General features: G+C 53.2%; 34 protein-coding genes. 23 read left to right on the forward strand and 11 right to left on the reverse strand.

Annotated elements, in window-relative coordinates:
- Positions 1-27 precede the first annotated feature (27 nt).
- Positions 28-1509: an alpha-amylase gene (gene amyA, locus AC0T7J_RS03900; RefSeq protein ID WP_473792286.1), complete on the forward strand. Its 1482-nt coding sequence runs from the start codon at positions 28-30 to the stop codon at positions 1507-1509.
- Positions 1510-1609: 100 nt separating this feature from the next.
- Here amyA and yedD read toward each other — a convergent pair whose 3' ends face one another.
- Positions 1610-2083 (reverse strand): lipoprotein YedD, encoded by a 474-nt coding sequence (gene yedD, locus AC0T7J_RS03905; protein WP_473792288.1) that lies wholly within the window; start codon positions 2081-2083, stop codon positions 1610-1612.
- Positions 2084-2337: 254 nt separating this feature from the next.
- Between yedD and AC0T7J_RS03910 the strand changes: the two genes are divergently transcribed.
- A complete protein-coding gene (locus AC0T7J_RS03910; protein ID WP_008926858.1) occupies positions 2338-2661 on the forward strand; it encodes a DUF6388 family protein in 324 nt (107 codons plus the stop codon).
- A gap of 201 nt (positions 2662-2862) precedes the next feature.
- Here AC0T7J_RS03910 and iraP read toward each other — a convergent pair whose 3' ends face one another.
- Positions 2863-3162, reverse strand: coding sequence for an anti-adapter protein IraP (gene iraP / locus AC0T7J_RS03915; RefSeq protein WP_031593419.1), 300 nt, complete (start codon positions 3160-3162; stop codon positions 2863-2865).
- Positions 3163-3336: 174 nt separating this feature from the next.
- On the opposite strand from iraP, the gene AC0T7J_RS03920 reads away from it, so the two are divergent.
- Positions 3337-3576 carry a DinI-like family protein gene (locus AC0T7J_RS03920; RefSeq protein ID WP_003854508.1) on the forward strand — a complete coding sequence of 80 codons (240 nt, stop codon included), beginning with the start codon at positions 3337-3339 and terminating at the stop codon, positions 3574-3576.
- 38 nt (positions 3577-3614) lie between these two features.
- Here the strand turns inward: AC0T7J_RS03920 and AC0T7J_RS03925 are convergent, their stop codons facing one another.
- From AC0T7J_RS03925 to AC0T7J_RS03935, 3 genes are all read right to left on the reverse strand, one after another.
- Entirely contained in the window at positions 3615-3881 is a 267-nt protein-coding gene (locus AC0T7J_RS03925; RefSeq protein ID WP_473792291.1) for a hypothetical protein, read from the reverse strand.
- 151 nt (positions 3882-4032) lie between these two features.
- Positions 4033-4374: a hypothetical protein gene (locus AC0T7J_RS03930; RefSeq protein WP_473792293.1), complete on the reverse strand. Its 342-nt coding sequence runs from the start codon at positions 4372-4374 to the stop codon at positions 4033-4035.
- Complete coding sequence (locus AC0T7J_RS03935) at positions 4361-4744, reverse strand: hypothetical protein (RefSeq protein WP_031593416.1); 384 nt, start codon at positions 4742-4744, stop codon at positions 4361-4363. Before AC0T7J_RS03935 ends, AC0T7J_RS03930 begins: the two co-directional genes overlap by 14 nt.
- A 136-nt stretch (positions 4745-4880) precedes the next feature.
- Between AC0T7J_RS03935 and AC0T7J_RS03940 the strand changes: the two genes are divergently transcribed.
- Positions 4881-5513 (forward strand): helix-turn-helix domain-containing protein, encoded by a 633-nt coding sequence (locus AC0T7J_RS03940; protein WP_473792295.1) that lies wholly within the window; start codon positions 4881-4883, stop codon positions 5511-5513.
- A 65-nt stretch (positions 5514-5578) separates the two neighbouring features.
- Here the strand turns inward: AC0T7J_RS03940 and AC0T7J_RS03945 are convergent, their stop codons facing one another.
- On the reverse strand, positions 5579-5827 hold the full coding sequence (locus tag AC0T7J_RS03945) for a hypothetical protein (RefSeq protein ID WP_031593414.1): 249 nt from the start codon (positions 5825-5827) through the stop codon (positions 5579-5581).
- 319 nt (positions 5828-6146) lie between these two features.
- On the opposite strand from AC0T7J_RS03945, the gene AC0T7J_RS03950 reads away from it, so the two are divergent.
- Positions 6147-6347: a hypothetical protein gene (locus tag AC0T7J_RS03950; protein WP_010247636.1), complete on the forward strand. Its 201-nt coding sequence runs from the start codon at positions 6147-6149 to the stop codon at positions 6345-6347.
- A gap of 42 nt (positions 6348-6389) precedes the next feature.
- Here AC0T7J_RS03950 and AC0T7J_RS03955 read toward each other — a convergent pair whose 3' ends face one another.
- Complete coding sequence (locus tag AC0T7J_RS03955; protein WP_473792297.1) at positions 6390-7277, reverse strand: glycosyltransferase family 17 protein; 888 nt, start codon at positions 7275-7277, stop codon at positions 6390-6392.
- A 466-nt stretch (positions 7278-7743) separates the two neighbouring features.
- Between AC0T7J_RS03955 and AC0T7J_RS03960 the strand changes: the two genes are divergently transcribed.
- Positions 7744-8100 (forward strand): hypothetical protein, encoded by a 357-nt coding sequence (locus AC0T7J_RS03960; RefSeq protein WP_473792299.1) that lies wholly within the window; start codon positions 7744-7746, stop codon positions 8098-8100.
- A 177-nt stretch (positions 8101-8277) separates the two neighbouring features.
- Here the strand turns inward: AC0T7J_RS03960 and AC0T7J_RS03965 are convergent, their stop codons facing one another.
- A complete protein-coding gene (locus tag AC0T7J_RS03965; protein ID WP_031593409.1) occupies positions 8278-8619 on the reverse strand; it encodes a hypothetical protein in 342 nt (113 codons plus the stop codon).
- Between the two features lie 214 nt (positions 8620-8833).
- Positions 8834-9145, reverse strand: coding sequence for a flagellar hook-basal body complex protein FliE (fliE, locus tag AC0T7J_RS03970; RefSeq protein ID WP_003854485.1), 312 nt, complete (start codon positions 9143-9145; stop codon positions 8834-8836).
- Positions 9146-9377: 232 nt separating this feature from the next.
- Here fliE and fliF point away from each other — a divergent pair, with 232 nt between their 5' ends.
- The 15 genes from fliF to AC0T7J_RS04045 all read left to right on the forward strand — a co-directional run bounded on the left by fliF (position 9378) and on the right by AC0T7J_RS04045 (position 23253).
- On the forward strand, positions 9378-11117 hold the full coding sequence (gene fliF / locus AC0T7J_RS03975) for a flagellar basal-body MS-ring/collar protein FliF (protein WP_263054084.1): 1740 nt from the start codon (positions 9378-9380) through the stop codon (positions 11115-11117).
- Entirely contained in the window at positions 11114-12106 is a 993-nt protein-coding gene (gene fliG, locus AC0T7J_RS03980) for a flagellar motor switch protein FliG (protein ID WP_003854483.1), read from the forward strand. Before fliF ends, fliG begins: the two co-directional genes overlap by 4 nt.
- On the forward strand, positions 12099-12794 hold the full coding sequence (gene fliH / locus AC0T7J_RS03985) for a flagellar assembly protein FliH (protein ID WP_473792302.1): 696 nt from the start codon (positions 12099-12101) through the stop codon (positions 12792-12794). The genes fliG and fliH overlap by 8 nt, the downstream gene beginning before the upstream one ends.
- Positions 12794-14155, forward strand: a complete 1362-nt coding sequence (fliI, locus tag AC0T7J_RS03990; RefSeq protein ID WP_473792304.1) for a flagellar protein export ATPase FliI — start codon at positions 12794-12796, stop codon at positions 14153-14155. Before fliH ends, fliI begins: the two co-directional genes overlap by 1 nt.
- Before the next feature lie 28 nt (positions 14156-14183).
- Positions 14184-14627: a flagellar export protein FliJ gene (gene fliJ, locus AC0T7J_RS03995; protein WP_003854478.1), complete on the forward strand. Its 444-nt coding sequence runs from the start codon at positions 14184-14186 to the stop codon at positions 14625-14627.
- Positions 14624-15892 (forward strand): flagellar hook-length control protein FliK, encoded by a 1269-nt coding sequence (locus AC0T7J_RS04000; RefSeq protein ID WP_473792306.1) that lies wholly within the window; start codon positions 14624-14626, stop codon positions 15890-15892. The genes fliJ and AC0T7J_RS04000 overlap by 4 nt, the downstream gene beginning before the upstream one ends.
- Positions 15893-16019: 127 nt before the next feature.
- Complete coding sequence (gene fliL / locus AC0T7J_RS04005) at positions 16020-16508, forward strand: flagellar basal body-associated protein FliL (RefSeq protein ID WP_473792308.1); 489 nt, start codon at positions 16020-16022, stop codon at positions 16506-16508.
- A 4-nt stretch (positions 16509-16512) separates the two neighbouring features.
- A complete protein-coding gene (gene fliM, locus AC0T7J_RS04010; protein ID WP_003854473.1) occupies positions 16513-17520 on the forward strand; it encodes a flagellar motor switch protein FliM in 1008 nt (335 codons plus the stop codon).
- A complete protein-coding gene (gene fliN, locus AC0T7J_RS04015; protein ID WP_010247669.1) occupies positions 17513-17920 on the forward strand; it encodes a flagellar motor switch protein FliN in 408 nt (135 codons plus the stop codon). The genes fliM and fliN overlap by 8 nt, the downstream gene beginning before the upstream one ends.
- Before the next feature lie 11 nt (positions 17921-17931).
- A complete protein-coding gene (fliO, locus tag AC0T7J_RS04020) occupies positions 17932-18330 on the forward strand; it encodes a flagellar biosynthetic protein FliO (RefSeq protein ID WP_010247672.1) in 399 nt (132 codons plus the stop codon).
- Entirely contained in the window at positions 18330-19061 is a 732-nt protein-coding gene (gene fliP, locus AC0T7J_RS04025; RefSeq protein WP_010247675.1) for a flagellar type III secretion system pore protein FliP, read from the forward strand. The genes fliO and fliP overlap by 1 nt, the downstream gene beginning before the upstream one ends.
- 26 nt (positions 19062-19087) lie before the next feature.
- Positions 19088-19357 carry a flagellar biosynthesis protein FliQ gene (gene fliQ, locus AC0T7J_RS04030; protein ID WP_003854466.1) on the forward strand — a complete coding sequence of 90 codons (270 nt, stop codon included), beginning with the start codon at positions 19088-19090 and terminating at the stop codon, positions 19355-19357.
- Positions 19357-20142, forward strand: coding sequence for a flagellar biosynthetic protein FliR (gene fliR, locus AC0T7J_RS04035; protein ID WP_010247683.1), 786 nt, complete (start codon positions 19357-19359; stop codon positions 20140-20142). The genes fliQ and fliR overlap by 1 nt, the downstream gene beginning before the upstream one ends.
- A gap of 627 nt (positions 20143-20769) precedes the next feature.
- On the forward strand, positions 20770-21405 hold the full coding sequence (rcsA, locus tag AC0T7J_RS04040; RefSeq protein ID WP_010247685.1) for a transcriptional regulator RcsA: 636 nt from the start codon (positions 20770-20772) through the stop codon (positions 21403-21405).
- Positions 21406-21546: 141 nt separating this feature from the next.
- Positions 21547-23253 (forward strand): methyl-accepting chemotaxis protein, encoded by a 1707-nt coding sequence (locus tag AC0T7J_RS04045; RefSeq protein ID WP_473792312.1) that lies wholly within the window; start codon positions 21547-21549, stop codon positions 23251-23253.
- A 108-nt stretch (positions 23254-23361) separates the two neighbouring features.
- On the opposite strand, the gene dsrB is transcribed toward AC0T7J_RS04045, so the two are convergent.
- Together dsrB and AC0T7J_RS04055 are read right to left on the reverse strand one after the other, a co-directional pair.
- The gene (gene dsrB, locus AC0T7J_RS04050; RefSeq protein WP_062757866.1) at positions 23362-23556 is read right to left on the reverse strand and encodes a protein DsrB; all 195 of its coding nucleotides are present in this window, start codon (positions 23554-23556) and stop codon (positions 23362-23364) included.
- Positions 23557-23618: 62 nt separating this feature from the next.
- Positions 23619-23777 carry a YqaE/Pmp3 family membrane protein gene (locus AC0T7J_RS04055; RefSeq protein ID WP_010247691.1) on the reverse strand — a complete coding sequence of 53 codons (159 nt, stop codon included), beginning with the start codon at positions 23775-23777 and terminating at the stop codon, positions 23619-23621.
- A gap of 317 nt (positions 23778-24094) precedes the next feature.
- On the opposite strand from AC0T7J_RS04055, the gene AC0T7J_RS04060 reads away from it, so the two are divergent.
- Positions 24095-24328, forward strand: a complete 234-nt coding sequence (locus tag AC0T7J_RS04060) for a DUF2525 domain-containing protein (protein WP_010247694.1) — start codon at positions 24095-24097, stop codon at positions 24326-24328.
- 353 nt (positions 24329-24681) lie between these two features.
- The gene (locus AC0T7J_RS04065) at positions 24682-25473 is read left to right on the forward strand and encodes a mannosyl-3-phosphoglycerate phosphatase-related protein (protein WP_473792315.1); all 792 of its coding nucleotides are present in this window, start codon (positions 24682-24684) and stop codon (positions 25471-25473) included.
- Positions 25474-25475: the final 2 nt, after the last annotated feature.

The raw sequence follows: 25475 nt of genomic DNA on the forward strand, positions 1-25475 counted from the left end.
TTTTCATCATCCCCTGGAGTGTGGTACATGCAAAACCCAACGTTATTACAGTTTTTCCATTGGTATTACCCGGATGGCAGCAAACTGTGGCCGGAAGTCGCCGATCGTGCGGCCTGGCTCAGCGAAATAGGTATCACCATGGCGTGGTTGCCACCGTGCTACAAAGGGGGTTCGGGGGGCTATTCTGTCGGTTACGACAGCTACGATCTGTTTGACCTGGGGGAATTTGATCAGAAAGGGGGTGTTGCCACCAAATATGGCGACAAAACGCAATTACTGGCGGCAACAGAAGCCCTTCGCAGTCACAACGTTGGGGTGCTGCTGGATGTGGTGCTGAACCACAAAATGGGTGCCGACGAGAAAGAGGCGATCAGCGTTAACCGCGTCAATCCCGATAACCGTGATGAAATCTACGACGAGGTGGTCGAGTGCGAGGCCTGGACAAAATTCACTTTTCCGGCACGCGCCGGGGAGTTTTCAAAATTTGTCTGGGACCACAAATGCTTTAGCGGCGTAGACCACATCGAAAATCCGGACGAAAACGGCGTATTCAAAATCATCAATGACTACACCGCCGAAGGCTGGAACGACCAGGTTGATAACGAACTGGGTAATTTCGACTATCTGATGGGTGCCAACATCGATTTCCGCAACAACGCGGTCAGGGAAGAGCTCAAATACTGGGCGCGCTGGGTGATGGAACAGCTGCCCTGCACCGGCTTTCGTCTCGATGCGGTAAAACATATCCCGGCATGGTTCTACAAAGAGTGGATCGATCATATTCAGGAAGTTGCTGAGGAGCCGATGTTTATCGTCGCGGAGTACTGGTCGTTTGAAACGGAGAAGCTGCAGGAGTATGTGCATCAGGTGGAAGGCAAAACCATGCTGTTTGATGCGCCACTGCACATGAACTTCCACCAGGCCTCAACCGCAGGCAGCGCCTACGACATGAGCCAGATATTTACTAACTCGCTGGTGGTCGCTGATCCGTGGCATGCCGTGACGATCGTGGCTAACCACGACACTCAACCGCTGCAGTCGCTGGAAGCACCGGTAGAAGCCTGGTTTAAACCGCTGGCCTATGCGCTGATCCTGTTGCGTGAGCAGGGTGTGCCCACCATTTTCTATCCCGACCTGTTCGGAGCGACCTATGAAGATGAAGGCGGCGACGGCGAGAAGTACAAAATCGAGATGCCGGTGATCCCTGAACTGGAAGGATTGATCCGGGCGCGTCAGCAGTATGGCTGGGGCGTGCAGACCGACTATTTTGATCACCCAAACTGCGTGGCCTTCAGCCGCAGCGGCACCGAAACACAGCCAGGCTGTGTGGTGATCATGTCGAACGGCGATGCCGGTGAGAAAAGTGTGCCAATGGGAGAAAGTTTTGCCGGCAAGGTCTGGCGCGATCATCTGGGTAACCGTGAAGAGACCGTTACCGCCGACGAGCACGGCACAGCGGTCTTTGTCTGTAACGGTGGCAGTGTCAGCGTCTGGGTGGTTGCAGAATAAGGCAGTGGCTGACTAAGTTACTTCGTAAAAAAATCGCCCCGGCAGGCAGAAGCGTGAAGTGCGCTCTGCCCGTCGGGGCGGTTTTGTTATGGATCGGCTGTTACGATTTCGCGTTGTTTTCTGTAATCGGCGTACGCAGCAGTTGCGGTTCGATGTTCTGAATCACCGCGACTTTCGGCTGCTTCGCCACTTCTTCCAGCGCCTGCTGACACTCTACAGTCGGACGCGCCACTTTACGCAGGGTCAGACCGTCATATTTCAGTTCGCCGTTATTCACTACCAGCGGCATCACCCGCATCTTACGCGTCACGTTGACATAATCGCCGCTTAACCGGGTCAGTTTGCCTGGCTTCGCAATTACCCGCTGCCATTGACGGCAATCCAGTGTGCTGCCATCTGCATTGATGATCACACTGGCTATCGCCTGATCGCTGATCAGGCTGCTCTGCGGGCCGACGGTTTGCCAGTTCCCCTTCAGATCAGCGGGTGCCGGCGTTTGTACTGCGTTTTCATAATCGTTAATTTGCGCACAGCCACCCAGTGCCAGCGTGGCAATCAGCATCCACTTTTTCATGTTTAATCCCTAAGATCGCGTCAATGGCGGCTACGTTATAATTTTTCCACCGCGTTACGCAAGGTATCTGGAAGTTCAAACACCACGCAGACCCGGATTGCGGGAGAATTTAACCGGCAGAGGGGTCAATGGTCAGGTTTTTGGCGAGCAGTTCACAGGCTGAGCTGATACTGAGTCCCGCCTGTGTCACGCCTGACAAGCGGAAGACAACCCGCTACACTGACGCGCTGCAACAGACTTTCAGGAATATGAATATGAAAACGCCAGAAGCCTACTACGCCCAGGCGCGCGAGATGTTTTTTACCGCGCATCCCGACTTTCAGTCTGCACTTGATGAATTAACGGAGAGCGACGCCCGCGCTGCTAATCTGTCACTACGACAGCTTCGCGAATGGCACGCCGAACGCATCTATGCGGCCTTTTTGCGGCAGAAGAATCTGGATGGGATGATCTTTTCTATTCAGCTCGCTGAGCCAGATAAAGCAGTGGCGGCTGAGGCTATCGAGACTTATCTCAAATCTCATGCTGAGTCGCTGGGGATGAGCTGGGAAGAGTTTTGCATCAAAAACGAACTGTAATCAGGGCTGCGTTGAAGTTGCATTTTGAAAACACCTCCAACCAGTTCAGGCGCTGCAGATAACGTTGTACTAACCGGGGGAAAGTGTATAACTTCGGCGTGCGACTAAGGTCGTGATTGTCCTTTAACGAATAGTGCTTATGCACTGCCTCTGCAGGTGTTGTCTCAATTCCACCTCCAGAGGCGAATTTTTTATCCGCCCCTACCCCTCACCTTCTGTCGCTTTACCCTTTACTTCAACATAACTTGCTACCGCCAGCAGACGATTAATATGCGTCAGCAGCAGATCCACATCAGACTGCAGAAAATCGGTCGAAGATTTCGAAGCAGTAATAATGGCATCCTGCACCGTTTCTGAAATGGTCAGCGAGTTATCCTGTTTCGCCTGCACCAGCAGCGCTGCAACAAGCAGGGACTGCGCTTCAAGTTGCGCCGTCAACTCTTTTGCATCGACGTCCATCTTTGCCAGTTTTAGCAGAATATCAATTACCAGTTGTCGCATCGCGGACCTCCTAAAAGTAAGCCGTCATTATGTCGCGATGCGTGCGCATTTTGCTAGTCGAAGATTGAGGTTTATGCGACATAAAAATTTACGCGAAATCGGGCACGCCGCCTTGCTACTGTTTTTATTTACAGTATTATATGTCAGCGATTTTGCCCTGAATGGATTGCCATCATGTTTGTTGAGTTGATTTATGACAAGCGCAACGTTGCCGGTTTACCAGGTGCCCGCGAGATGATTCGTGAGGAGCTGGAAAAGCGGGTGCATCGGGTGTTTCCTGACATTGAAGTTAAGGTTAAGCCGATGGAACGTAACGCGATTGATACTGATTTGAGTAAGAACGATAAAGCGACGGTTGCGCGGATTGTTGAAGAGATGTTCGACGAAGCGGAAATGTGGCTGGTGGCCGATTAATCCCTTAACGGCCACCACATCAGTTAGCGGGAGATGACTTAGCTCTCCTGCTCGCTATGATTAATTTCAATCTCGACGTCCTGAATAGCGGCATCCAGATCTTCCAGCAGTTTGCCCTGCTTATTTAGCAGCGCATCGATTCTGTCGGCGTTGGTCTTGTCTTTATACTCACCGGCGTCAAACGCTAACCATTGGCTGGAAAGGGTTTCGGTGTTGGTCTGAGCATAGTGACGCATCTCTTTTAGCTGAGAAGTCACGTCACGCAGATATTCAGTTTTGGTCTTGGTTTCTGTTGAATCGCTCATGCTAAATTTCCTTCTGGTCATTTATCCAAAGTGAGTAGGCTTAGCGGTTCATCAACCGGCCAATCAGCGGGCCTGCATTCAGGTACAAAATGTTGCCCGGAGATTTAAAACTAGTCGATAATAGCGAAGCCGCATTAAGAATAATCGGAAGTTATGGTTTATGACCGGATTTCCCGGTTGGTACCTCACTCTCAGTGACGACCTCTTTGACTTTTATGACCGTTTTGTCGGCTATGCGATCCGGTATTGCATCCAGCTTGTGCTGTATTGCTGCAACCTGATCGGTCAGCAGCTCCACTCTGTCATCACGCCGCGCCGCAATTAAGCGATAATCCGCCCGGATCTCCTCGACCCGTTTGTTTGCGGTGTTACTGACGTAGAGAAAGATGATCGTCATCAGGATGCAAATCATCGAACAGCTTAGCAATACGCAGCCGAGGATAACTTTGCGCTGGTAAGACATCGGTGCCTTAGTGCTATTAATCGTGGCCATCACTGCGATCCTCCAGAGTTGAGATAAGCCGATCAATCTCATTACGAAATTTGTCGTTCTGATCGGTTTCGGTCATTGCCAGTAAAATCCCTACCGCATTCTTGATTAACCGAAGATCCGTTTCGAGTGTCGAGATACGCCGCAGATTCCTGTCGTGCCGTTCGCGTAATTCATCGTTCTCCTCCCGTATCAGCACGTTGCTCTCTTTCAGCAACACCACCTGCTCTTTGTAGCTGGTAATAATTTCGCCGCCGGCTCGATTACTGGTTACGATTGACGCAATTCCCGCCAATAACGGTTTCCAGAACAGTGCTGCTGCCCCCCCACCCAGAACTAACGCACCCATACTGGTAATCAGACTACTTTCCATGCCACACCCCTTTGTACGGTAAGGTCTCTGGAACTTACTGCGTGCTGCTTAGCCACGTCCCCCGCATGAAATTTAAGATTGCTTAAATACCAGGCTTAAGTATACTTAAGTCACTCTCAACCAAAAAGTCAAGCTTATGAAAAACGAAACGCTGGGTGACCGCATCCGACTCCGACGTAAATCGCTGCAGTTAACGCAGAAGCAATTGGCGCAACAGGTAAAAGTGTCCCATGTAGCGATTTCGCAATGGGAAAAAGAGGAGACGCTGCCGCGCGGTGAGAACCTGCTGCGGCTCGCTGAAGCGCTGGGCTGCGCACCAGCTTTTCTGATAGATGGGGATGGTCCTGTTTTCAGCGAAAGCGCCTGGAGTGGTCTGCACCAGATCCCACTGCTTGCACAGCGCGACGTGCCGCAATGGCTGAGCGAGGCCGGTTCCGTCCGGCATGAACTGCTGATGCACAATGACATGGCGCTTTCGCAGCAGAGCTTTGCCTTCCGGGTGGAAGAACAGGCGATGACGCCCGCGATTCTGCGGAATGATGTGGTAATCATCGATCCCACGCAGTCACCTCAGCCCGGCGACTGCATACTGGCATTGCAGCAACAGGCCGTGCTGCTACGCACCTGGCGTCAGCGCGGCAGTGAAAATGGCGTCATGCAGTTTGAACTGGCACCGGTCAATATCAACTTCCCTGAGCTGCATTCCAGCCGGGACAGCCTGAAGCTGATTGGTACGCTGGTGGAACTGCGACGCTACCGCCAGCCATAAAAAAACCCGCCTGGCGCGGGTTCACTTTTCATCGTACAACGGTGGCTGAGATTATAGCCGGGCAACTACAGAGCATCGGTCAGTTGATCCACCACCACATTGCCCTGCAGATCGGTCTGCATAATGCGGTAATTGACGGGCCATGAGCGGCGGGTACTGAGTTTATCGAACAGGGTTACGCCGCCTTTTTTAACACCCTGGCGGTTTACAATAATCCATTCGGTAACCTCTTCCTGACCACGATTTTTCAGGCTCAGCGAGCGTTGCTCGATTAACTGATCTTCAGCTTCAATCTTTAAATAGTCTCTTAACATAATTTCTATCTCCTGGTAACGCAGGCCACTATATGCCTTTTGTTAATCCGTTCAATCGAATTTATTTATCGATCTGTTTATCGACGGGAATGTGACCTGCCGCAAGCGACATGACAGGTTTGTCCATTACTGCATCAGGGATTCCCGGTTAGCATGAACCTGCTGTACACACCCAAACATCGAAAAATGACGTGTTCAGTATGAGAGAAACTCCGATTAGCCCGCCTCTGGCGGGCTTTTTTTTCATCTTTAATCCGCTTCGCATGCGGGATGTCAGTGCTGGTCTAAACTTAAGAGACTGGAATAAAAGGAGTGAGTTATGTTTAAGCACAATACGAATGAAGAACGTAAGAAAGAAGGTGATGTCAGCAAAAGCCTGCCGGAAGCCGCGCCAAACGCTGGTAATGCTTACGAGGAAGATGATCATCCTGCCACGGATGCGCCGAAAGATCATGGCGAAGTGCCGCGCAAAAATGATGACAGCCAGGATGATAAAAAAGATCCGTATAAAGCAAGCTGATGTGCGAGAGGCGCGCCCGATCGATGGGCGCGCTGATCAGCGTTATGATTTAATGAGATCGGCAAGCTGGTGCTGATTTTCAACCAGCCAGGCTGGAAAATGTTCGGATGTCACCGGCACTATCTCCATCCTTCGCGGACGGTTCCAGATATCAATATTGTTCTCAACGCAGCGCCGTATATGATCCGGATTGTTAAATTCGGGGCAGTTACGTTCGGTATGAGAAATCGAAGACATTTTTTTACTGATGCGCTCATCGCTCATTACCCAGGAAAAATGCCACCCTGCATTCTTAACGGTTTTTGTCCGGAAATTTAGCCACTTCCAGCGCCACCAGTTCTCGCGTATCGGTGTACCACGACGCTTAACATTGCGAAGCAATTCCGGTTGCCCCCTAAAAAAGTCTCGCAGCGTTTTACAGGTCACCATTTTAGCCAGTGTGGCACAGCGCGGTGTGCCGTCGTCATTTAAAACCCGGACATTAAATTTAAAATTGAAATATTGCTGATGTAGCGTCGTGCAAAGATGTTGATGACTGAATGCTTTTATCGCCTCGGGTCGGGGAATTTCATCGACGTCTGACACAATAACAATATCATCATCCTGCGCACCGGCCAGCCCTTGCATAATCTGATTACGTGCAGTGGCTTCATTTTCCCAGGGATCTGTCTCCCCCGCATTAACCACAGAACTATTCGATTTAAAGGCTTGCTGATAAAATCTGGGCGCAATATCGTTAACGATATAAATAATTTTATCGCGGAAACGTTCGAACTTCTCAATATCAAAATGAAGCTTTTCCCGGCGTCTACCGGTAAAGGTATAGCGTGATTCCACAATGACAAACCGATCAACAACATGCTCAAGTGTGTTCAGACGCATCTCAAGCAAGATATCTTCATCGTAGTATAAAAAACAGTCATAAATCATAGTATTCAGAGGCACTTAAGTAGTAAGTATTTCATCAGGACACCTCAACATGCCTAACACAACCGAGGTATAACGCCTTTTATTGGGCCGGTTTTAAGTGAACCTGATGTGTGTGTAATATACTGCGTAAAACTTTCCGTGTTTATAATAAGCTGGCTAACAAACGCTTCAGGCAATGATTTTCGGGCATCCGTCTCAAAGCAGACTAAAGATATAATGAGCAACGGTTTAGAATGATAATTTACCTGACATTCATCTGACAACGGTTAACACCAGCAGGCAGCATGAGTCACCTGATGCGGGCTACTAAGTTCCTGTCCGTTGCTAACATCATAATGCGTTGCGCAGAATGTTACATTTAGTCCGTAACGCCAGCAATATTAAGCGCAGATTTTTGAATAAAATGAGCGATACGATCAATATCCGGATATTATTGGTCTACAAAATAACCATGATGGTTTAGTTAATGAAGAAGATCATTATTGCCCTGAGCATAAGTATGTTGGGCGGATGCGTAGATATGGGACGGGTTGGATTACACCCGACAACAAAAACCGCTTATTTCGACGGTCATCCTTTTCAGGTTGAATCCTGCCTTAGCGTAGCGGCACAGGATCATAGACTCTATCTGGAGCAGGATGAGCCTCTGCCGGATGGCACAAGGCGATATAACCTTGAGCAGGATGATGAAACCGTGGCCTGGGTTGAAATTGCAAAGTTCAGCCATCATCAGACCAGTGCGACATTTTACTATGATCCAAAAGCATCAGATATCAGCACAGCAGTTTCAGCAATGATCGCGCGGTGCAAAACATCACGTTAAATGCAGTGTCGGCTTGTGCGTGATGCAGGTCGGATGATCAGGAGACGGCATACGTTGTCAGGCCAGCCAGAGCACAAGCGCTTGCCTGACAATCTTTCTCACTCTTCTTTCAAAAGGCTTTTATCAGGCCCGTTTCAGGGCTGCGACATGCTCACGAGTGTGCAGCCAGATATCAGCCTATTTAGCCGGTTCGCAATCATAGGCACCTCGTATGCGGATCTGACTCTGGCTGGTGCGGACGATTTCAGCTCTTAACAGCCCTTTGCCCTCACGGTTCGTCAGCTCCATATCCACCATCCCTGGCGCTTTGCTGTTTTTCACCAGCAGTTTGACCGTCGCGTTGTCGTAATCGCCCTTCTCTTTCGCAAAGGTGACTTTCTGCGTTTTAGCGCGTTCTCCATTCACCGAGAACCAGCCGCTCTTATCAGGTTTAAGAGAGAACGGCCCGCACTGCGTGGCAGCAAAGGCTGGGAGAGATAAGCTGATTAACGATGCGATAAGGATAAGTTTTTTTAGCATTGGGCTGGCGTCCTGCTGATGGGTGATGAGGGGTCGGGTCGCCTGCACCGAAGAGTGAGTTCCCTGCTGCACGGCTCGTAATAAAGAGCAGTATAGTCATTGACACCTGCATTATCGCCAGTACAGGGTCATAGACTCAGCAAAGTGATCGGCGTTGATGCTGGCTCCCTCATCGCCTCCACGCAGGCGTGCCTTGTTCAGCGGAATCAGCTCACTAAACCTGCATATTCATAATTTCGCTATACGCCGACACTAGCTTGTTCCTGACCTGAATACCCATCTGCATTGAGATTGACGATTTCTGCAGATCGACCATCACATCATTAAGCGCGATACCGGGTTTCCCCATCTCAAAATCCTGCGCCTGGGTGCGGGCGGTGGTCTGCGTCTCGCTGATCTTATCCAGCGCCGCTTTCATAGTTGCACCGAAATCGATCTGATTAGGGGCCTCACTGCTGCGGTTGCTGGCCTGCAGTGAGGTCGCCTGAAGCTGCTGCAGTACGCCGTCAATTGCCTGAATGGACATGAACGATACCTTATAAAGGAGGATGATATTTTTTCTGTGGGGAAAAGTTAGCACGTTGTCAATGAGACAAAGCCGCTAAATGACAGCAAAAAACCTACCTTATCCAGCCATCGAATTTTCCTTATCACCTAATAATGCCTGGCATTGAAGTGGAAATTTTATCTACGCAGGTCAGGGAGTCTGTTTTGCCATCTCAACTTACCCGGTCAATTACGTCAGGCAGGAATCGGTCATGAATGCGAGTACAGCCGCCACAACAGAACAAGAAAAGAAAGGCTTCGGTGACCTGCTCGCTCGCCTGCGCGCAAATCCGCGTATTCCTTTAATCGTCGCTGCCGCCGCCGTTGTAGCGATAGTGATCGCGATGGTGCTCTGGGCGAAGCAGCCCAGCTATAGCGTCCTTTATAACAACCTTACAGATGAAGATGGCGGTGCCATCGTCACGCAGCTGACGCAGATGAACATCCCTTATCGCTTCGCCGAAAATGGCGGCGCGCTGATGGTGCCTGAAGCGAACGTGCATGAGCTGCGTCTGCGTCTGGCTCAGCAGGGTCTGCCGAAAGGCGGCTCGGTGGGTTTTGAGCTGCTCGATAAAGAGAAGTTCGGTATCAGCCAGTTCAGCGAGCAGGTTAACTACCAGCGCGCGCTGGAAGGCGAACTGGCTCGTACCATCGAATCACTCGGCCCGGTTAAAAGCGCCCGTGTTCATCTGGCGATGCCAAAACCAACCTTATTTGTGCGTGAGCAGAAAGCGCCATCCGCTTCTGTCACCTTAACCCTGCAGCCTGGCCGTGCGCTGGATGAAGGCCAGATTCAGGCCATCGCCCACATGGTCTCAAGCAGCGTCGCCGGTTTACCGCCGGGCAACGTCACCGTGGTCGATCAGACCGGTCGCCTGCTGACCCGCTCTGATTCCGCCGGTCGCGACCTGAATGATGCGCAGCTCAAGTATGCCTCTGAAGTTGAAGCACGCTACCAGCAACGTATCGAAGCGATCCTGAATCCGATTCTCGGTCAGGGCAATGTGCATGCGCAGGTTACCGCGCAGATTAACTTCGACACCGCCGAGCAGACCGACGAGAAATATCAGCCTAACGCTAACCCGTCGAACTCAGCAATCCGTTCGCGTCAGACCAGCACCAGCGACCAGTCAGGCAGCCCTTATCCGGGCGGCGTACCGGGTGCGCTCTCTAACCAGCCTGCGCCAGCTAACACTGCGCCGGTGACGACGCCGAACAACACTGCCGCCAATGGCCAGAACGCCAATGGTCAGAATGCTAACGGTCAGAACAACGCGGCGAATAACGCTAACCAGACCACCAGCACCGCAGCGGCCAGTGCCGGACCGACCAACTCGCGTCGTGACGACACGGTGAACTACGAGCTGGATCGCACCATTCGTCATACCAAAGTCAACGTTGGCGACGTACAGCGTCTGTCGGTTGCGGTCGTGGTGAACTTCCGTGCAGATGATAAAGGCAAAGCGGTTGCGCTGAACGAACAGCAACTGAAGCAGATTGAAGATCTGACCCGCGAAGCGATGGGCTACTCCCAGAACCGGGGCGACAGCATCAACGTGGTGAACTCGCAGTTCAACACCACTGAACCGGTGACCACCGATCTGCCCTTCTGGCAACAGCAGTCGTTCTTTGATCAGCTGATGAATGCCGGTAAGTGGCTGTTGATTGCCCTGGTCGCCTTCATCCTCTACCGCAAACTGGTTCGTCCGCATCTGGTTCGCAAGCAGGCCGCAGAGAAAGCCGCCGCGGAAGCCGTTGCCGCCCGTGCGACTGAACAGCCGGAAGAAGAAGCCTTTAATGTGCAGCTCAGCAAAGATGAGCTGGATCAGGAACGTAAGTCTAACAACCGCATGAGTGCAGAAGTGCTGAGTCAGCGCATCCGCGACATGTCAGAAAACGATCCGCGCGTTGTTGCGCTGGTAATTCGCGAATGGATGAGTAAAGAGCTATGAGTCTGACCGGAACCGAAAAAAGCGCCATCCTGATGATGACCATTGGCGAAGAGCGCGCCGCGGAAGTTTTCAAACACCTGAACCAGCGTGAGGTCCAGCACCTGAGCGGCGCGATGGCCAATATGCGTCAGGTGTCACATAAGCAGCTGACTGAAGTGCTGCGTGAGTTCGAAGCGGATGCTGAGCAGTTCGCGGCGCTGAGCCTCAACTCCAACGAATACCTGCGTTCGGTGCTGACCCGGGCGCTGGGCGAAGAGCGCGCCTCCAGCCTGCTGGAGGACATTCTCGAAACGCGCGAAACCACCAGCGGTATGGAAACGCTCAACTTTATGGAGCCGCAGGCTGCTGCCGACCTTATTCGCGACGAGCATCCACAGATCATCGCCACCATCCTGGTCCACCTCAAGCGTGCCCAGGCTGCCGATATTGTGGCGCTGTTCGACGAGCGTCTGCGTCACGACGTGATGCTGCGTATCGCCACTTTCGGTGGTGTCCAGCCAGCCGCGCTGGCCGAACTGACCGAAGTGCTGAACGGCCTGCTGGATGGCACCAACCTCAAGCGTGCGAAGATGGGCGGCGTGAGAACCGCAGCCGAGATTATCAACCTGATGAAAACGCAGCAGGAAGAGGCGGTTATCGAAGCCGTACGCGACTTCGATGGCGAACTGGCGCAGAAAATTATCGACGAGATGTTCCTGTTCGAAAACCTGGTGGCAGTGGACGACCGCAGCATCCAGCGTCTGTTGCAGGAAGTGGAGTCCGAGCAGCTGCTGGTTGCACTGAAAGGGGCCGAACAGCCACTGCGCGAGAAGTTCCTCAAAAACATGTCAGCCCGTGCGGCCGATATCCTGCGCGACGATCTGGCCAACCGTGGTCCGGTGCGTATGTCCGCAGTGGAAAACGAACAGAAAGCGATCCTGCTGGTGGTACGCCGCCTCGCCGAATCAGGCGAGATGGTGATTGGTGGTGGCGAGGAAACATATGTCTGATGCATTTTCTGCGCGCCCCTGGCAGCTGTGGCAGCCCACTGATTTAGGCCGTTTCGATGAGCCTGCTGAAGCGGAGCTGCAGCCAGAAATTTACGAAGCTGAAGATGGCGTTGATGAGCAGCAACAGCAGCTCGAACGCCTGCAGCAGCAGATGCGCAAAGAGGCACAGGGCCAGGGTTACAACGAAGGCTATCAGCAGGGTGTGACCGAAGGCCAGAAAGCCGGTTACGACGCCGGTTTTCAGCAGGGTCTGGCCGACGCCCAGCAGCAGCAGGCGCCACTTCAGGCGCGGATGCAGCAGCTGGTAACGGAGTTCCAGAACACGCTGGAATCGCTGGACAGCGTGATTGCGGCCCGTCTGATGCAGCTGGCGCTGGAAGCCGCACGTTCGGTGATTGGTCAGGCGACCACGGTGGATGGCACTGCCCTGCTGCGCCAGATTCAGGGTTTACTGCAGCAGGAGCCGATGTTCAGCGGCAAACCGCAACTGCGTGTTCACCCGGATGACTTACAACGCATTGAGCAGACCCTGGGGCCGACGCTGGATCTGCACGGCTGGCGGCTGATCGCTGACAGCACCCTGCATCCTGGCGGCTGCAAACTCAGCGCAGAAGATGGCGATCTGGATGCCAGCGTCGCGACGCGCTGGCAGGAACTCTGCCGTCTTGCCGCACCGGGAGAACTGTAATGACCACTCGTCTGAATCGCTGGCTCGGTTCGCTCGATGCCTTTGAGAAACGCATTGCTCAGGTGCAGCCGGTGCGCCGTTATGGCCGTCTGACCCGCGCTACCGGCCTGGTGCTGGAAGCGACTGGCTTACAGCTGCCGCTGGGTGCGACCTGCGTAATCGAACGCAACGATGGCAAAACCATCAGTGAAATCGAAAGCGAAGTGGTGGGATTCAACGGCCAGAAGCTGCTGATGATGCCACTGGAAGAAGTGGACGGCATTTTACCGGGTGCGCGGGTCTATGCGCGCCAGAACGGAGAGAACCCGCAGGCGGGCAAACAGATGATGCTGGGGCCGGAACTGCTGGGCCGCGTACTCGATGGCAGCGGGCGACCGCTGGACGGCCTGCCCTCTCCGGAGACCGGCTATCGCGCGCCGCTGAACACCCCGCCGTTTAACCCGCTGCAGCGTACGCCGATCACCGACGTACTGGATACCGGCGTACGGGCCATTAACGCCCTGCTGACGGTCGGTCGCGGGCAGCGTATGGGCCTGTTCGCTGGTTCAGGCGTGGGTAAAAGCGTGCTGCTTGGCATGATGGCGCGCTACACCAAAGCGGATGTCATCGTGGTCGGTCTGATTGGCGAACGTGGCCGTGAAGTAAAAGATTTTATCGAGAACATTCTCGGCGCTGAAGGCCGCGCCCGTTCGGTAGTGATCGCCGCTCCGGCCGACGTTTCGCCGCTGCTGCGTATGCAGGGTGCCGCTTACGCCACTCGTATCGCTGAAGATTTTCGCGACCGCGGCAAGCATGTGCTGCTGATTATGGATTCCCTGACCCGCTACGCCATGGCGCAGCGTGAGATCGCGCTGGCGATTGGTGAGCCGCCGGCCACCAAAGGCTATCCGCCTTCCGTGTTCGCCAAACTGCCTGCGCTGGTTGAGCGTGCCGGTAACGGCATCGACGGCGGCGGGTCGATCACCGCCTTCTATACCGTCCTGACCGAAGGCGACGATCAGCAGGACCCGATCGCCGACTCGGCGCGCGCCATTCTCGACGGACACATTGTGCTGTCGCGTCGGCTGGGCGAAGCGGGTCACTATCCGGCCATTGATATAGAAGCCTCGATCAGCCGAGCGATGACCTCGCTGATCGATGAGAACCACTATGCGCGGGTGCGCCAGTTTAAGCAGTTGCTCTCCAGCTTCCAGCGTAACCGCGATCTGGTCAGCGTCGGTGCCTATGCCGCAGGCAGTGATCCGATGCTTGATAAAGCGATCACGCTCTATCCGCAGATGGAAGCCTTCCTGCAACAGGGCATCTTTGAGCGCAGTGATTACGACGACGCCAGCCTGCATCTTCATGCGCTGTTTGGCTAGTCACACGAATTAACGCGAGGTAACGGCAATGAAAACTGCAAATGCCATTGATACGCTGCGCGACTTAGCGGAGCAGGATCTCGAACGCGCTGCCATCTATTTAGGCGATATGCGTCGCGGCCAGCACGCCGCTAACGAGCAGCTGACGATGCTGCTCGATTATCAGGACGAATATCGCAACAAGCTCAACGATGACATGTCGTCGGGTATTGCCAGCACCCGCTGGACTAACTATCACCAGTTTATTCAGACGCTGGAAAAAGCGATTGAGCAGCACCGCAACCAGCTCAATAACTGGAATCAGCGGCTGGAACAGGCGCTGATCAACTGGCGTGACAAACAGCAACGGCTGAACGCCTATCAGACGCTGATTACGCGCGCAGCGGAAAATGCATTACGACAGGAAAACCGTCTCGATCAGAAACGGATGGACGAATTTGCCCAACGGGCCGCATCGAGGAGAGGTGAATGATTACGCTGCCAAACATTGCTATGAAAGCGACGGTAAAAACCGACGCAGAACCCTCAGTCTCAACTGACCTTGCTACGGGTGCCGATGCCCTGCCGCAGGACTTTCTGACCGCACTGGGAAACCAGTTACTCGGCCTGGCTAAACAACAGGGAAAAGCGGCGCAATCTGCTGATGCCAAAGCAGAAACGGCCGATGACGCCCGCCCGAAGGCACCGCTGAATGCACTGATGGCGGCGCTGGATAATCCTGCTGCGCTGACCGCCCTGTTTAAACCGGAAAATATTAAAGGTGGGTCAAAATCAGCCGATGATAAAGACAAGCCGGACGTTGCACCCTTAAGCGCCAGCGATATGCAGAATATGCAGGCGCTGTTCGCCATGTTACCGGGTGCGGCGGCTGTCACAGCCACCACATCGAACCCTGTCAGCAGTGAAGCGGGCGAGATGATCGTCCAGAGCGATACCGGTCGGAAAAGCCAGACCTCGCTGACGCAACTGCTGAACAGCGCGCAGCAGAGCCACGCACCGGGTGAAGATGATAAGTCTGACGTCAGAAGCGACGCACAGAGCAAACCGGCCCTTACCACTGCCGCCAGCCAGAGCAACACCGCCGCGCAGAGTGCGACCAGCAGCAGCCTGACGCTCGACAGCAGTTTCCAGCAGGCGCTGAGCAATATGGTTAAGCAGGATGACCAGGGCGCAATTAAAGTCAGCGCCAGCGATAACGCGATCAACGCGATGCCAATCGCCACCGCCAGCAGCCTGCCCGCGCCGGTGACCGCCTCCGCGACCATCAGCACCCCGTCAACGCCGACGCTGAACTCACAGCTGGGCAGCGACGAGTGGCAGCAGGCGCTGAGTCAGCAGATTGTGATGTTCAGCCGCAACGGTCAGCAGAACGCGGAGTTGCGGTTACATCCGGAAGACCTTGGCGCTATCCAGATCAGCCTGAAACTGGATAACGACCAGGCACAAATTAGTCTGGTTTCCAGCCATAGCCACGTCAGATCGGCCCTGGAAGCCGCGATACCGCAGTTGCGCAGCGCGCTGGCAGAGAGCGGTATCAACCTGGGCGAGAGTCAGGTGAGCAGTGACAGTTCCGCGCAGGGCCAGCAATTCCAGCAGCAGCAGGAGGCGCGCCGCGATGGACAACATGGCCGCTTCTCCCTCACCCAGGACAGTGACACCGACATTACGCCGATCGCCGTTCCCGCCGCCCTTCAGGCTCGCGTTAGCGGCAACAGCGCCGTCGACACTTTCGCCTGACAGCGGCAAACGCTGAAGGTAAGCGTAAAACCCGCGTCTTTTCTACCCATTGGTTTGACTTAAGACGCGGATAATCTGTCTCGTGAGCCGAGAGGCTTGCCCATAATTCACAGGAAGTAACTGCACCATGTCTGATAACGCGAAAGCAAAAAAAGGCAGCAAACGTAAACTCTTAATACCAGTGTTGCTCATTTTGACGCTGGCCGCTTGCAGCGTGGCAGGCTATGCAGTCTGGCGAATGATGAACAAACATGAGGGCGATAAGCCTGAGGTGGCGAAAGTTGAACCGCCTCCCGCTCCGGTCTTTTTTGCACTTGATACATTTACGGTTAACCTGGTCAATCCCGACAACGATCCTGACCGCGTGCTTTACGTAGGCTTTACCCTGCGTCTGGCCGATGAGGATACCCGACATCGGATGAATGACTATCTGCCTGAGGTGCGCAGCCGTTTGCTGCTGCTGCTCTCGCGTCAGAACGCTGCGGCGCTGGCGACAGAGCAAGGAAAGCAGGCGCTTGTTGAACAAATCAAACAGGCGCTGACACCCCCGCTGGTAAAAGGTCAACCTCCGCAGGCTGTAAACGATGTGCTGTTTACTGCCTTCATTTTGAGGTGAATCAATGGGCGATAGCATTCTCTCCCAGGCTGAAATTGACGCCCTTTTAAACGGCGACAGCGGCAGTGCGGAAGAAGAAAAGAAACAAAACGGACCGGAAGGCGATATTCGTCCTTACGATCCGAACACCCAGCGCCGTGTGGTTCGCGAGCGTTTGCAGGCGCTGGAGATTATTAATGAGCGTTTTGCCCGTAGTTTCCGTATGGCGCTGTTTAACCTGCTGCGCCGTAGCCCGGATATCAGCGTCGGGGCGATCAAGATTCAGCCGTATCACGAGTTTGCCCGCAATCTGCCGGTGCCAACTAACCTGAACCTGATCCACCTGAAGCCGCTGCGCGGCACTGCGCTGGTGGTGTTCTCACCGAGCCTGGTGTTTATCGCTGTCGACAACCTGTTTGGTGGCGACGGCCGTTTTCCGACAAAAGTCGAAGGCCGTGAGTTTACCCATACCGAGCAGCGCGTTATTCGCCGCATGCTGAAGCTGGCGCTGGATGGTTACAGCGACGCCTGGAAGGCCATTTATCCACTGGACGTCGAGTATGTACGTTCAGAGATGCAGGTAAAGTTCACCAACATCACCACTTCACCGAACGACATCGTGGTTAACACGCCGTTCCAGGTGGAGATTGGTAACCTGGTGGGTGAATTTAATATTTGCATCCCGTTTTCAATGATTGAACCGCTGCGCGAGCTGCTGGTGAATCCACCGCTCGAAAACTCACGTCAGGAAGATAACCACTGGCGCGATAACCTGGTCAAACAGGTGCAGCACTCGGAGCTGGAACTGATCGCGCACTTTGCCGAAACCTCACTGCGTCTGTCACGCATTTTGCAGCTGAAACCCGGTGATGTGCTGCCGATTGAGAAACCGGAACGCATTATCGCCCATGTCGATAGCGTCCCGGTCTTAACCAGCCAATATGGCACGATGAATGGTCAGTACGCGCTCCGTGTCGAACACCTGATTAACCCGATTTTGAATTCGCTGAACGAGGAACAGCCCCATGACTGACAGTAATAAACCGTCTGACGATATCTCTGCGGACGATCTGTGGGCTGAAGCGATGAATGAGCAGGTCGGCAGCGGCAGTGCGCCGCAGACCGACGAAGTCTTTAAATCATTCGACAGCGGCAACGTCGCTGGATCGCTGCAGGATATCGATCTGATTATGGATATCCCGGTGAAACTCACCGTGGAACTGGGTCGCACCAAAATGACCATCAAAGAGCTGCTGCGTCTGGCGCAGGGTTCAGTGGTGGCACTGGATGGCCTGGCGGGTGAGCCGCTGGATATCCTGATCAACGGTTACCTGATTGCTCAGGGTGAAGTGGTGGTGGTGAACGACAAATATGGTGTGCGCATCACTGACATCATCACCCCATCTGAACGTATGCGTCGTCTGAGTCGCTAAAGAGTCACATTATGAATAGCCAGAATCAAACGCTGCAACCGGCTGCACCGCATGCTCAGGCGATCTCGACCGGCTCTATGCTGGCCCAGGTCAGCAGCGTGTTAGCCGTGATTATCTTATTGATTCTGGCCTGCGCCTGGCTGGCACGCCGTGTCGGCTTCGCGCCGAAAAAGGTCAGCGGCCAGGAGCTTAAACTTACAGCCAGCGTCTCAGTGGGCCAGCGTGAGCGGGTGGTGATTGTCGATACCGCTGATGCCCGTCTGGTACTGGGCGTCACCGCACAGCAGATTACCCATCTGCATACTCTGCCGCCGGGTGAACCGGTCTCTGTGACGCCGGTAAACAGTGCGCCACAGGATTTTCGTCAGCTGTTACAGAATCTGGTTAAACGTCCCGGAAAACCACAATGATGCGTCGACTGCTTCCTTTATTGCCACTGTTGTTACTGGCACCGGTTGCCCATGCCCAGCTACCGGGCCTGGTGAGTCACTCGCTGCCGAATGGCGGTCAGAGCTGGTCACTGCCGGTTCAGACGCTGGTCTTTATCACTGCGCTGACCTTTATTCCGGCCGTGCTGCTGATGATGACCAGCTTCACCCGTATCATCATTGTGTTTGGTTTACTGCGTAACGCTCTGGGCACGCCCTCTGCACCGCCTAACCAGGTGCTGCTCGGACTGTCGCTGTTTCTGACCTTCTTTATTATGGCACCGACCTTCGACAAGATTTATCAGGATGCCTATCTGCCGTTCAGCCAGGACAAGATCAGCATGGAAGTGGCGATTGATAAAGGTGCCCAGCCGCTGCGCGAGTTTATGCTGCGTCAGACCCGTGAAGCGGATTTAGCCCTGTTTGCCCGTCTGGCGAATACCGCCCCGATTGCCGGTCCTGAAGCGGTGCCAATGCGTATTCTGTTGCCTGCCTATGTCACCAGCGAGCTGAAGACGGCTTTCCAGATTGGCTTTACCGTCTTTATCCCGTTCCTGATCATCGACCTTGTGGTTGCCAGCGTGCTGATGGCGCTGGGGATGATGATGGTTCCGCCAGCGTCCATCGCGCTGCCGTTTAAACTGATGCTGTTTGTTCTGGTCGATGGCTGGCAACTGCTGGTCGGTTCACTGGCGCAAAGCTTCTACTCCTGATCCCCCTTTTCTTACCGGAGCAACACATGACACCCGAATCAGTAATGGTAATGGGACAGGAAGCGATGCGCGTCGCCCTGATGCTGGCCGCCCCGCTGCTGCTGGCCGCACTGGTCAGCGGTTTGCTGATCAGCCTGATCCAGGCCGCGACCCAGGTCAACGAACAGACCTTATCCTTTATTCCTAAGATTCTGGCGGTTGCCACCACCGGTATCATTGCCGGCCCGTGGATGCTGAATCTGCTGCTGGACTATATCCGCACCGTCTTTACCAACCTGCCTTACATCATCGGCTGATGATTACTCTCGACAGCAGCCAGCTGGTTCAATGGGTCAGCCAGTTTTTCTGGCCACTGGTGCGCATCATGGCGTTATTCGCCACCGCACCGATCCTCAATGAACGATCCGTCAGCAAACGTGTCAAAATCGGTCTGGCGGTGATGATCACCTGGCTGCTGATGCCGTTGTTACCTGCGGTCAATGTCACCCTGTTTTCCCCTGAAGGCTTCCTGCTGCTGATTCAGCAGATGCTGATTGGTATTGCACTCGGCTTCACCATGCAGTTCGCTTTTGCTGCCGTGCGCCTTGCCGGGGAAGTAATTGGTTTACAGATGGGCATCTCGTTCGCCACCTTTTTCGATCCTGGCAGCCGTCTTAACATGCCGGTGCTGGCCCGTTTTCTCGACATGCTGGCGATGTTGCTGTTCCTGACCTTTAACGGACACCTGTGGCTGATCTCGCTGCTGGCGGACAGTTTTCATACGCTGCCGATTGGCGGTCAGCCGCTAAATGCCAATGCATTTATGGCACTGGTGAAATCTGGCGGATTAATTTTCCTTAATGGCATGATGTTAGCGCTGCCCTTAATCGTTTTGTTACTCATGGTAAATCTGGTACTGGGTTTGTTAAACCGTGTTTCACCACAGTTATCAATCTTCGCAATTGGCTTCCCGATTACCTTATCAGTCGGAATTTTGACCATCAGCTTGCTGATGCCCCTGCTAGCCCCGTTCTGTGAGCATTTGTTCGGTGAAGTATTTGATTTACTCGCCGTGTTCCTGACAGAACTATCCCGCCCCTGAACATTAAGTTTCTAACTATCTTTGCATAACGATACTTAAGTATCGCAAAACCATCCGTGCATTTTCCGAACCATGTTTTCCAGAATGCAACTAAGGAAATTCTGATAAACGTGCGGAGAGTCTGAAAATAATTCTTATTAAACCGGGCTTCGCGTATTTTAGTGGGGTGGTTCACAGAAGCTGTCAGACTGTGAATGTGCAGGCAAAATCGACAAGACACTGAATTTACAAGAAAAAAAACTTTAGGTAATATTTCTTGTTAAAAAATGTATTTTCCGGCATTGTCAACGCACGCTGAGACATCACACTTTCGTAAAACAAATGTTTTTGAGAATTGTCCTATCAGAAAACCCCGTGTTTTCAGGGATAGTGACCTGGCTCCCAAAAAAATGAGTCTTACTTAACCTCCGACATTTCACTGGCATTCCCCGCCATGGCCGGAGAATGTGTGACGTCATGGCAGCACAAATTTTTTGCAGAACGGGTCAGGGATGAAGACTTTTATGGGCGTTTGCCTGTTGCCAAACTGCACGAGCAGAATAAAAAGTACCTAAGAAATCTCTCTCGTACCGCAACGCGTATTCATCGTTGATTTAAACGGATAACAAATTGGTGAGGGTCGCTATTATGCCAACTATTATTATGGATTCCTGCAACTACACACGCCTGGGATTATCAGACTATATGTCTTTAAAAGGAGTTAAGAAGAAAAACATCTCTTCTGTCTCCGATATTGAGCAACTACAGCAAAAATGTGAGCAATTAAATCCTGGCGTCGTCTTTATTAATGAAGATTGTTTCATTCATGAGTCAGATTCCAGTGAACGTATCCGCAGCATTATTACGCAGCATCCTGATACGCTGTTCTTTATATTCATGGCGATTAGCAACATCCATTTTGAGGAATACCTCTACGTTCGTAAGAACCTGATTATTACATCAAAATCGATGAAAACTTCGACCCTGGACTCCTTACTCAGCACCTATTTGCAGAAGAAGCTTAACCAGTCTGCGCGCATCTCTTCGGGCATGGACGTACATCCATTAACGCTGAGCCAGACTGAGTCAAACATGCTGAAGATGTGGATGTCAGGTCATGACACCATCCAGATCTCAGATAAAATGCAAATTAAGGCCAAAACGGTATCGTCACACAAAGGTAATATTAAACGCAAAATCAAAACCCATAATAAGCAGGTTATTTATCATGTGGTGCGTTTAACGGATAATGTGACTTCAGGTATTTACGTTAATATCCGCTGATCATAACATCTGAGAAACCGGCCTATCTGGCCGGTTTTTTTTTGCCCGAAATTGGGATCCAGGTCTCACTCTTACCGCTAAGCCTTTACGCTCTTTTGCCGATGTTATGCCTTATAACAACAGTCTCAAGAGAGCAAGGATATGAACACTGCATTAGATAATAATGGACAGAAAAGCGCTGGCATCTGGCAGAATCTCCGCCTGGTGCCGCTGTTTAGCCTGATCTTCGGCGGCATTTTGCTGCTGTTCGCACTCTGTATTGGTGTCGCCAGTTACTTTCTGATTTCCGGCAATCACTCTCTCGATGATGCCACGGATGAGATTCAGGTTCGTATGGGTCTCTCTAACAGTTCAAACCACCTGCGTACTGCGCGCCTGACCATTATTCAGGCTGGTGCCGCCGCGCGTATTGGTGAAATGGATGAGTTTCGCGCCAATATTGCCGCCGCCGAAAAACGGATTCAGCAGGCAAAAGATGGCTTCGCGATTTATCAGGCACGTGAAGTGAAGACGCCCGCGGATATGGAACTGGATGCCACGCTGCAGGCTCGCTTCAACGATTACATTACCAAAGGCCTGATACCGATGATTGAATCCGGTAAACAGGGCAGCTTTGAGGGCATCATCGCTCAGGAGACCGATGTAACCCGCAAGCTGGATGACGACTACAACGCGGTATTGCTGAAGGCAATCAAGATCCGGACTGAACGCGCCAACGCCATTACCGCCCAGGCCGATCAACAGTCGCGCATCGGCTTTATCTCTATGGCCGTGGCATTCAGTGCCGCACTGGTGCTGGTACTGTTAACCTTCGTCTTCCTGCGCCGCGTGGTAATTAATCCGCTGCGTCAGTCGGTGCTGCGTATCGAACGCATTGCGCAGGGTGATCTGACCTCCGCTCCCCTGCCCCATGGCCGCAGCGAGATTGGTACGCTGATCCATAACCTGCAACTGATGCAGCAGGCGCTGGTCACCACCGTTGGAACGGTGCGTGAAGGTGCTGTGGCGATTTATCAGGGCTCCAGCGAAATTTCAGCCGGTAACACCGATCTCTCCTCACGCACCGAGCAGCAGGCGGCGGCACTAGAGCAGACCGCAGCCAGCATGGAGCAACTTACCGCTACGGTGAAACAGAACGCCGAGAATGCCCATCACGCCAGCCAGCTTGCCGCGGATGCTTCCGGTAAAGCGCGCAGCGGTGGTGATCTGGTCAATAGTGTGGTGAAAACCATGACCAATATTTCCGGCAGCTCGAAAAAAATCGCTGAAATCACCAACGTCATTAACAGCATTGCGTTTCAGACCAACATCCTGGCGCTCAACGCGGCGGTAGAAGCGGCGCGTGCCGGAGAGCAGGGTCGTGGCTTTGCGGTGGTCGCCAGCGAAGTACGTAATCTGGCCCAGCGCAGTGCGCAGGCGGCCAAAGAGATTGAATCGCTGATTGCTGAGTCGGTCACGCTGATTAATGATGGTTCGCATCAGGTTGGCGCAGCCGGTAGCACTATGGGTGAGATTGTCGAAGCCGTCCGTCGCGTAACCGATATTATGTCGGAAATTGCGGCGGCCTCGGACGAGCAGAGCCGCGGTATTCAGCAGGTGAGCCAGGCGGTCACCGAAATGGATAATGTCACCCAGCAGAACGCCTCGCTGGTGGAAGAAGCCTCCGCTGCAGCGGCCTCGCTGGAAGATCAGGCGGGTAAACTGACGCAGGCGGTCGCGGCATTCCGCCTGCAGGATACCCCTGCAACCACAGGTGTGGCTGCACGCGTCTCTTCACCCTTAAAAACACCGGCTCTGGCACCCCGTCCGGCACTCGCGGGCGGCAGCGATAACTGGGAAACCTTCTGAGGTCATAGCGGTTAAACATCAACGGCTGATGTCAGCCGCGTAATCTCCGACAGCAAAAAGCCGCCTTTCCGGCAAGCGGAAAGGCGGCTTTTTTATTGCGCGTCAGACTCAGGCTTCGTGGTAAGGCTCGACGAAAATGCCATCCGGCTGCTGCGTCTCGTTAAAAAACCAGATACCCAGCGGATAATCTTCCAGCGCCACCAGGAACATGGTGCCTTCATTAAACGGCTCCATAGCCAGAATGGTGCCAACACGACGCGGGCCGCCATCGGTCTTGACGCTGACGCGGTCATTTACCTTCATTTCAGTTCTCCAGATTATTGACTGATTACAGTCTAAACGAAGAACCGTGGCGATGCAGCGCGTTAGCGGCGGGCAATAACCCAGACGGCGTGGATAATACCGGGGATGTAACCACAGAGTGTCAGCAGGATATTCAGCCAGAAGGCGCCCCCAAAACCAACCTGCATAAACACGCCCAGCGGGGGCAGCAGAATAGCAATAATAATTCGTAAGATGTCCATAACCATTCCTTTAGGTATTGATAAAAATCAGCTTTATGGCCAATTATAGCTGAATCTGCTCTGTTGAGTCGAAAAGTCAGGTAAATCTGAGTAAGGAGAAACTTTTGCAATTCCTTAACATTTCACCGCAAGACTTTTTACGCGCCAGGCCTTTAAACTCTTTTCACTGCACCACCCCATAGGTGCAGCCATAACCTGAAAGTAACAAGGATTTTGCCCGCGCAGCGCGGGCTTTTTTTTGCCTGCGATCTCTCCGCTCCCGCCTTTCTGCCCTGCGTTCTATACTGATTACTCTGTTTGCTCTCAGGAGTCAGAATATGACAGACGAAAAACAGCACGGCGATGCTCAGCCATCCGATCTGCAGATTGATGTCGAAGGTTTACTGGCGGCAATCCAGGCCAGAACGTCGGGAGAGGTACGGGAGTATATGGAGCAGGATCAGACACCCCGGCTGGAAGTAGAAGGCCGGGTTTTCCACTCCTATAGCGAACTGGCGGAGGCGTTTGAAATTGATATTTGTGATTATCGCGCCTATGAAGCGAATCGCTGAAATCGATTTCAAAAAAATACCCGGCGGGAAGGCCGGGTAAAAATTCAATTCGTTACACCAGGGAATTCTTAACACCTGTGCAGATTACGCTTTCCCGACTCCGAAACAAGTATCAGATATGCACGTTTCTGCAACCTGACTGATAATTATGGAACAACTGTTACAGAAAACACCGCGCCAGACAGTCACTTAGCGCTGCACACTTCTTGCATACTCACTTTCCCTGCGGTTTCGATTTAAGAATTATCCTGGATTTCCAGCCAGTGTGGCAGGAAAAAAAGTGTGAGCCATATTCAACTATAATATTGAAAAATCGCTGCTTTAGCCGCGAACGTGATGAAAGGAGCCCGTAAATGCCCGATCTCCAACAGCCGTTAATGATTATTACCGATCTGGATGGATCGTTACTCGACCATCATACCTATCGCTGGGATGCGGCTACCGAATGGCTCGACACGCTGAAGCAGCATGCTGTTCCGCTGGTCATCTGTTCCAGCAAAACGGCAGCCGAGATTATTCCGCTGCAAAAAAGGCTCGGCATCAGCGGGTCACCGTTTATTGCTGAGAACGGTGCCGTGGTACAAACGCACGATCAGCAGCGGATCCGCCTGCCCGACAACACGCTGACCTATGACGCTATCTGCCAGCGGCTGGCTGCCTTAAAAACTGACTACCGTTTTACCGGCTTTCATGACTTTTCTGATCCGGAAGTGGCCTCGATGACCGGCCTGAGCGAGGCGGATGCAGAACTGTCGCGTCAGCGCGATGCGTCAGAAGTGATTGTCTGGCGCGACAGTGACGAGGCGTTTGACCAGTTCCATGATGCGCTGCGTGCTGAAGGCCTGGCGCTGACCCAGGGTGGGCGTTTCTGGCATGTGATGCCCGCGGGCAGCGGCAAAGGCGAAGCCCTGCACTGGCTGCTGGCGCATTCACCCGGTGAGGCACGCGTGACGATTGGACTGGGTGACGGGCCTAACGATGCGCCGATGCTGGATGCGGTTGATTATGCGGTCGTGATTAAGGGCTACAGTAAAACACCGGTGACACTCAGCCGCACCGATCAGCAGCAAATCTATCACACGGCTCACCATGGCCCAGAGGGCTGGCGTGAGGGACTGGACTATTTTTTGACTCAACCTCAATAAGC

It is taken from the genome of Pantoea sp. E956-1, assembly GCF_982223955.1.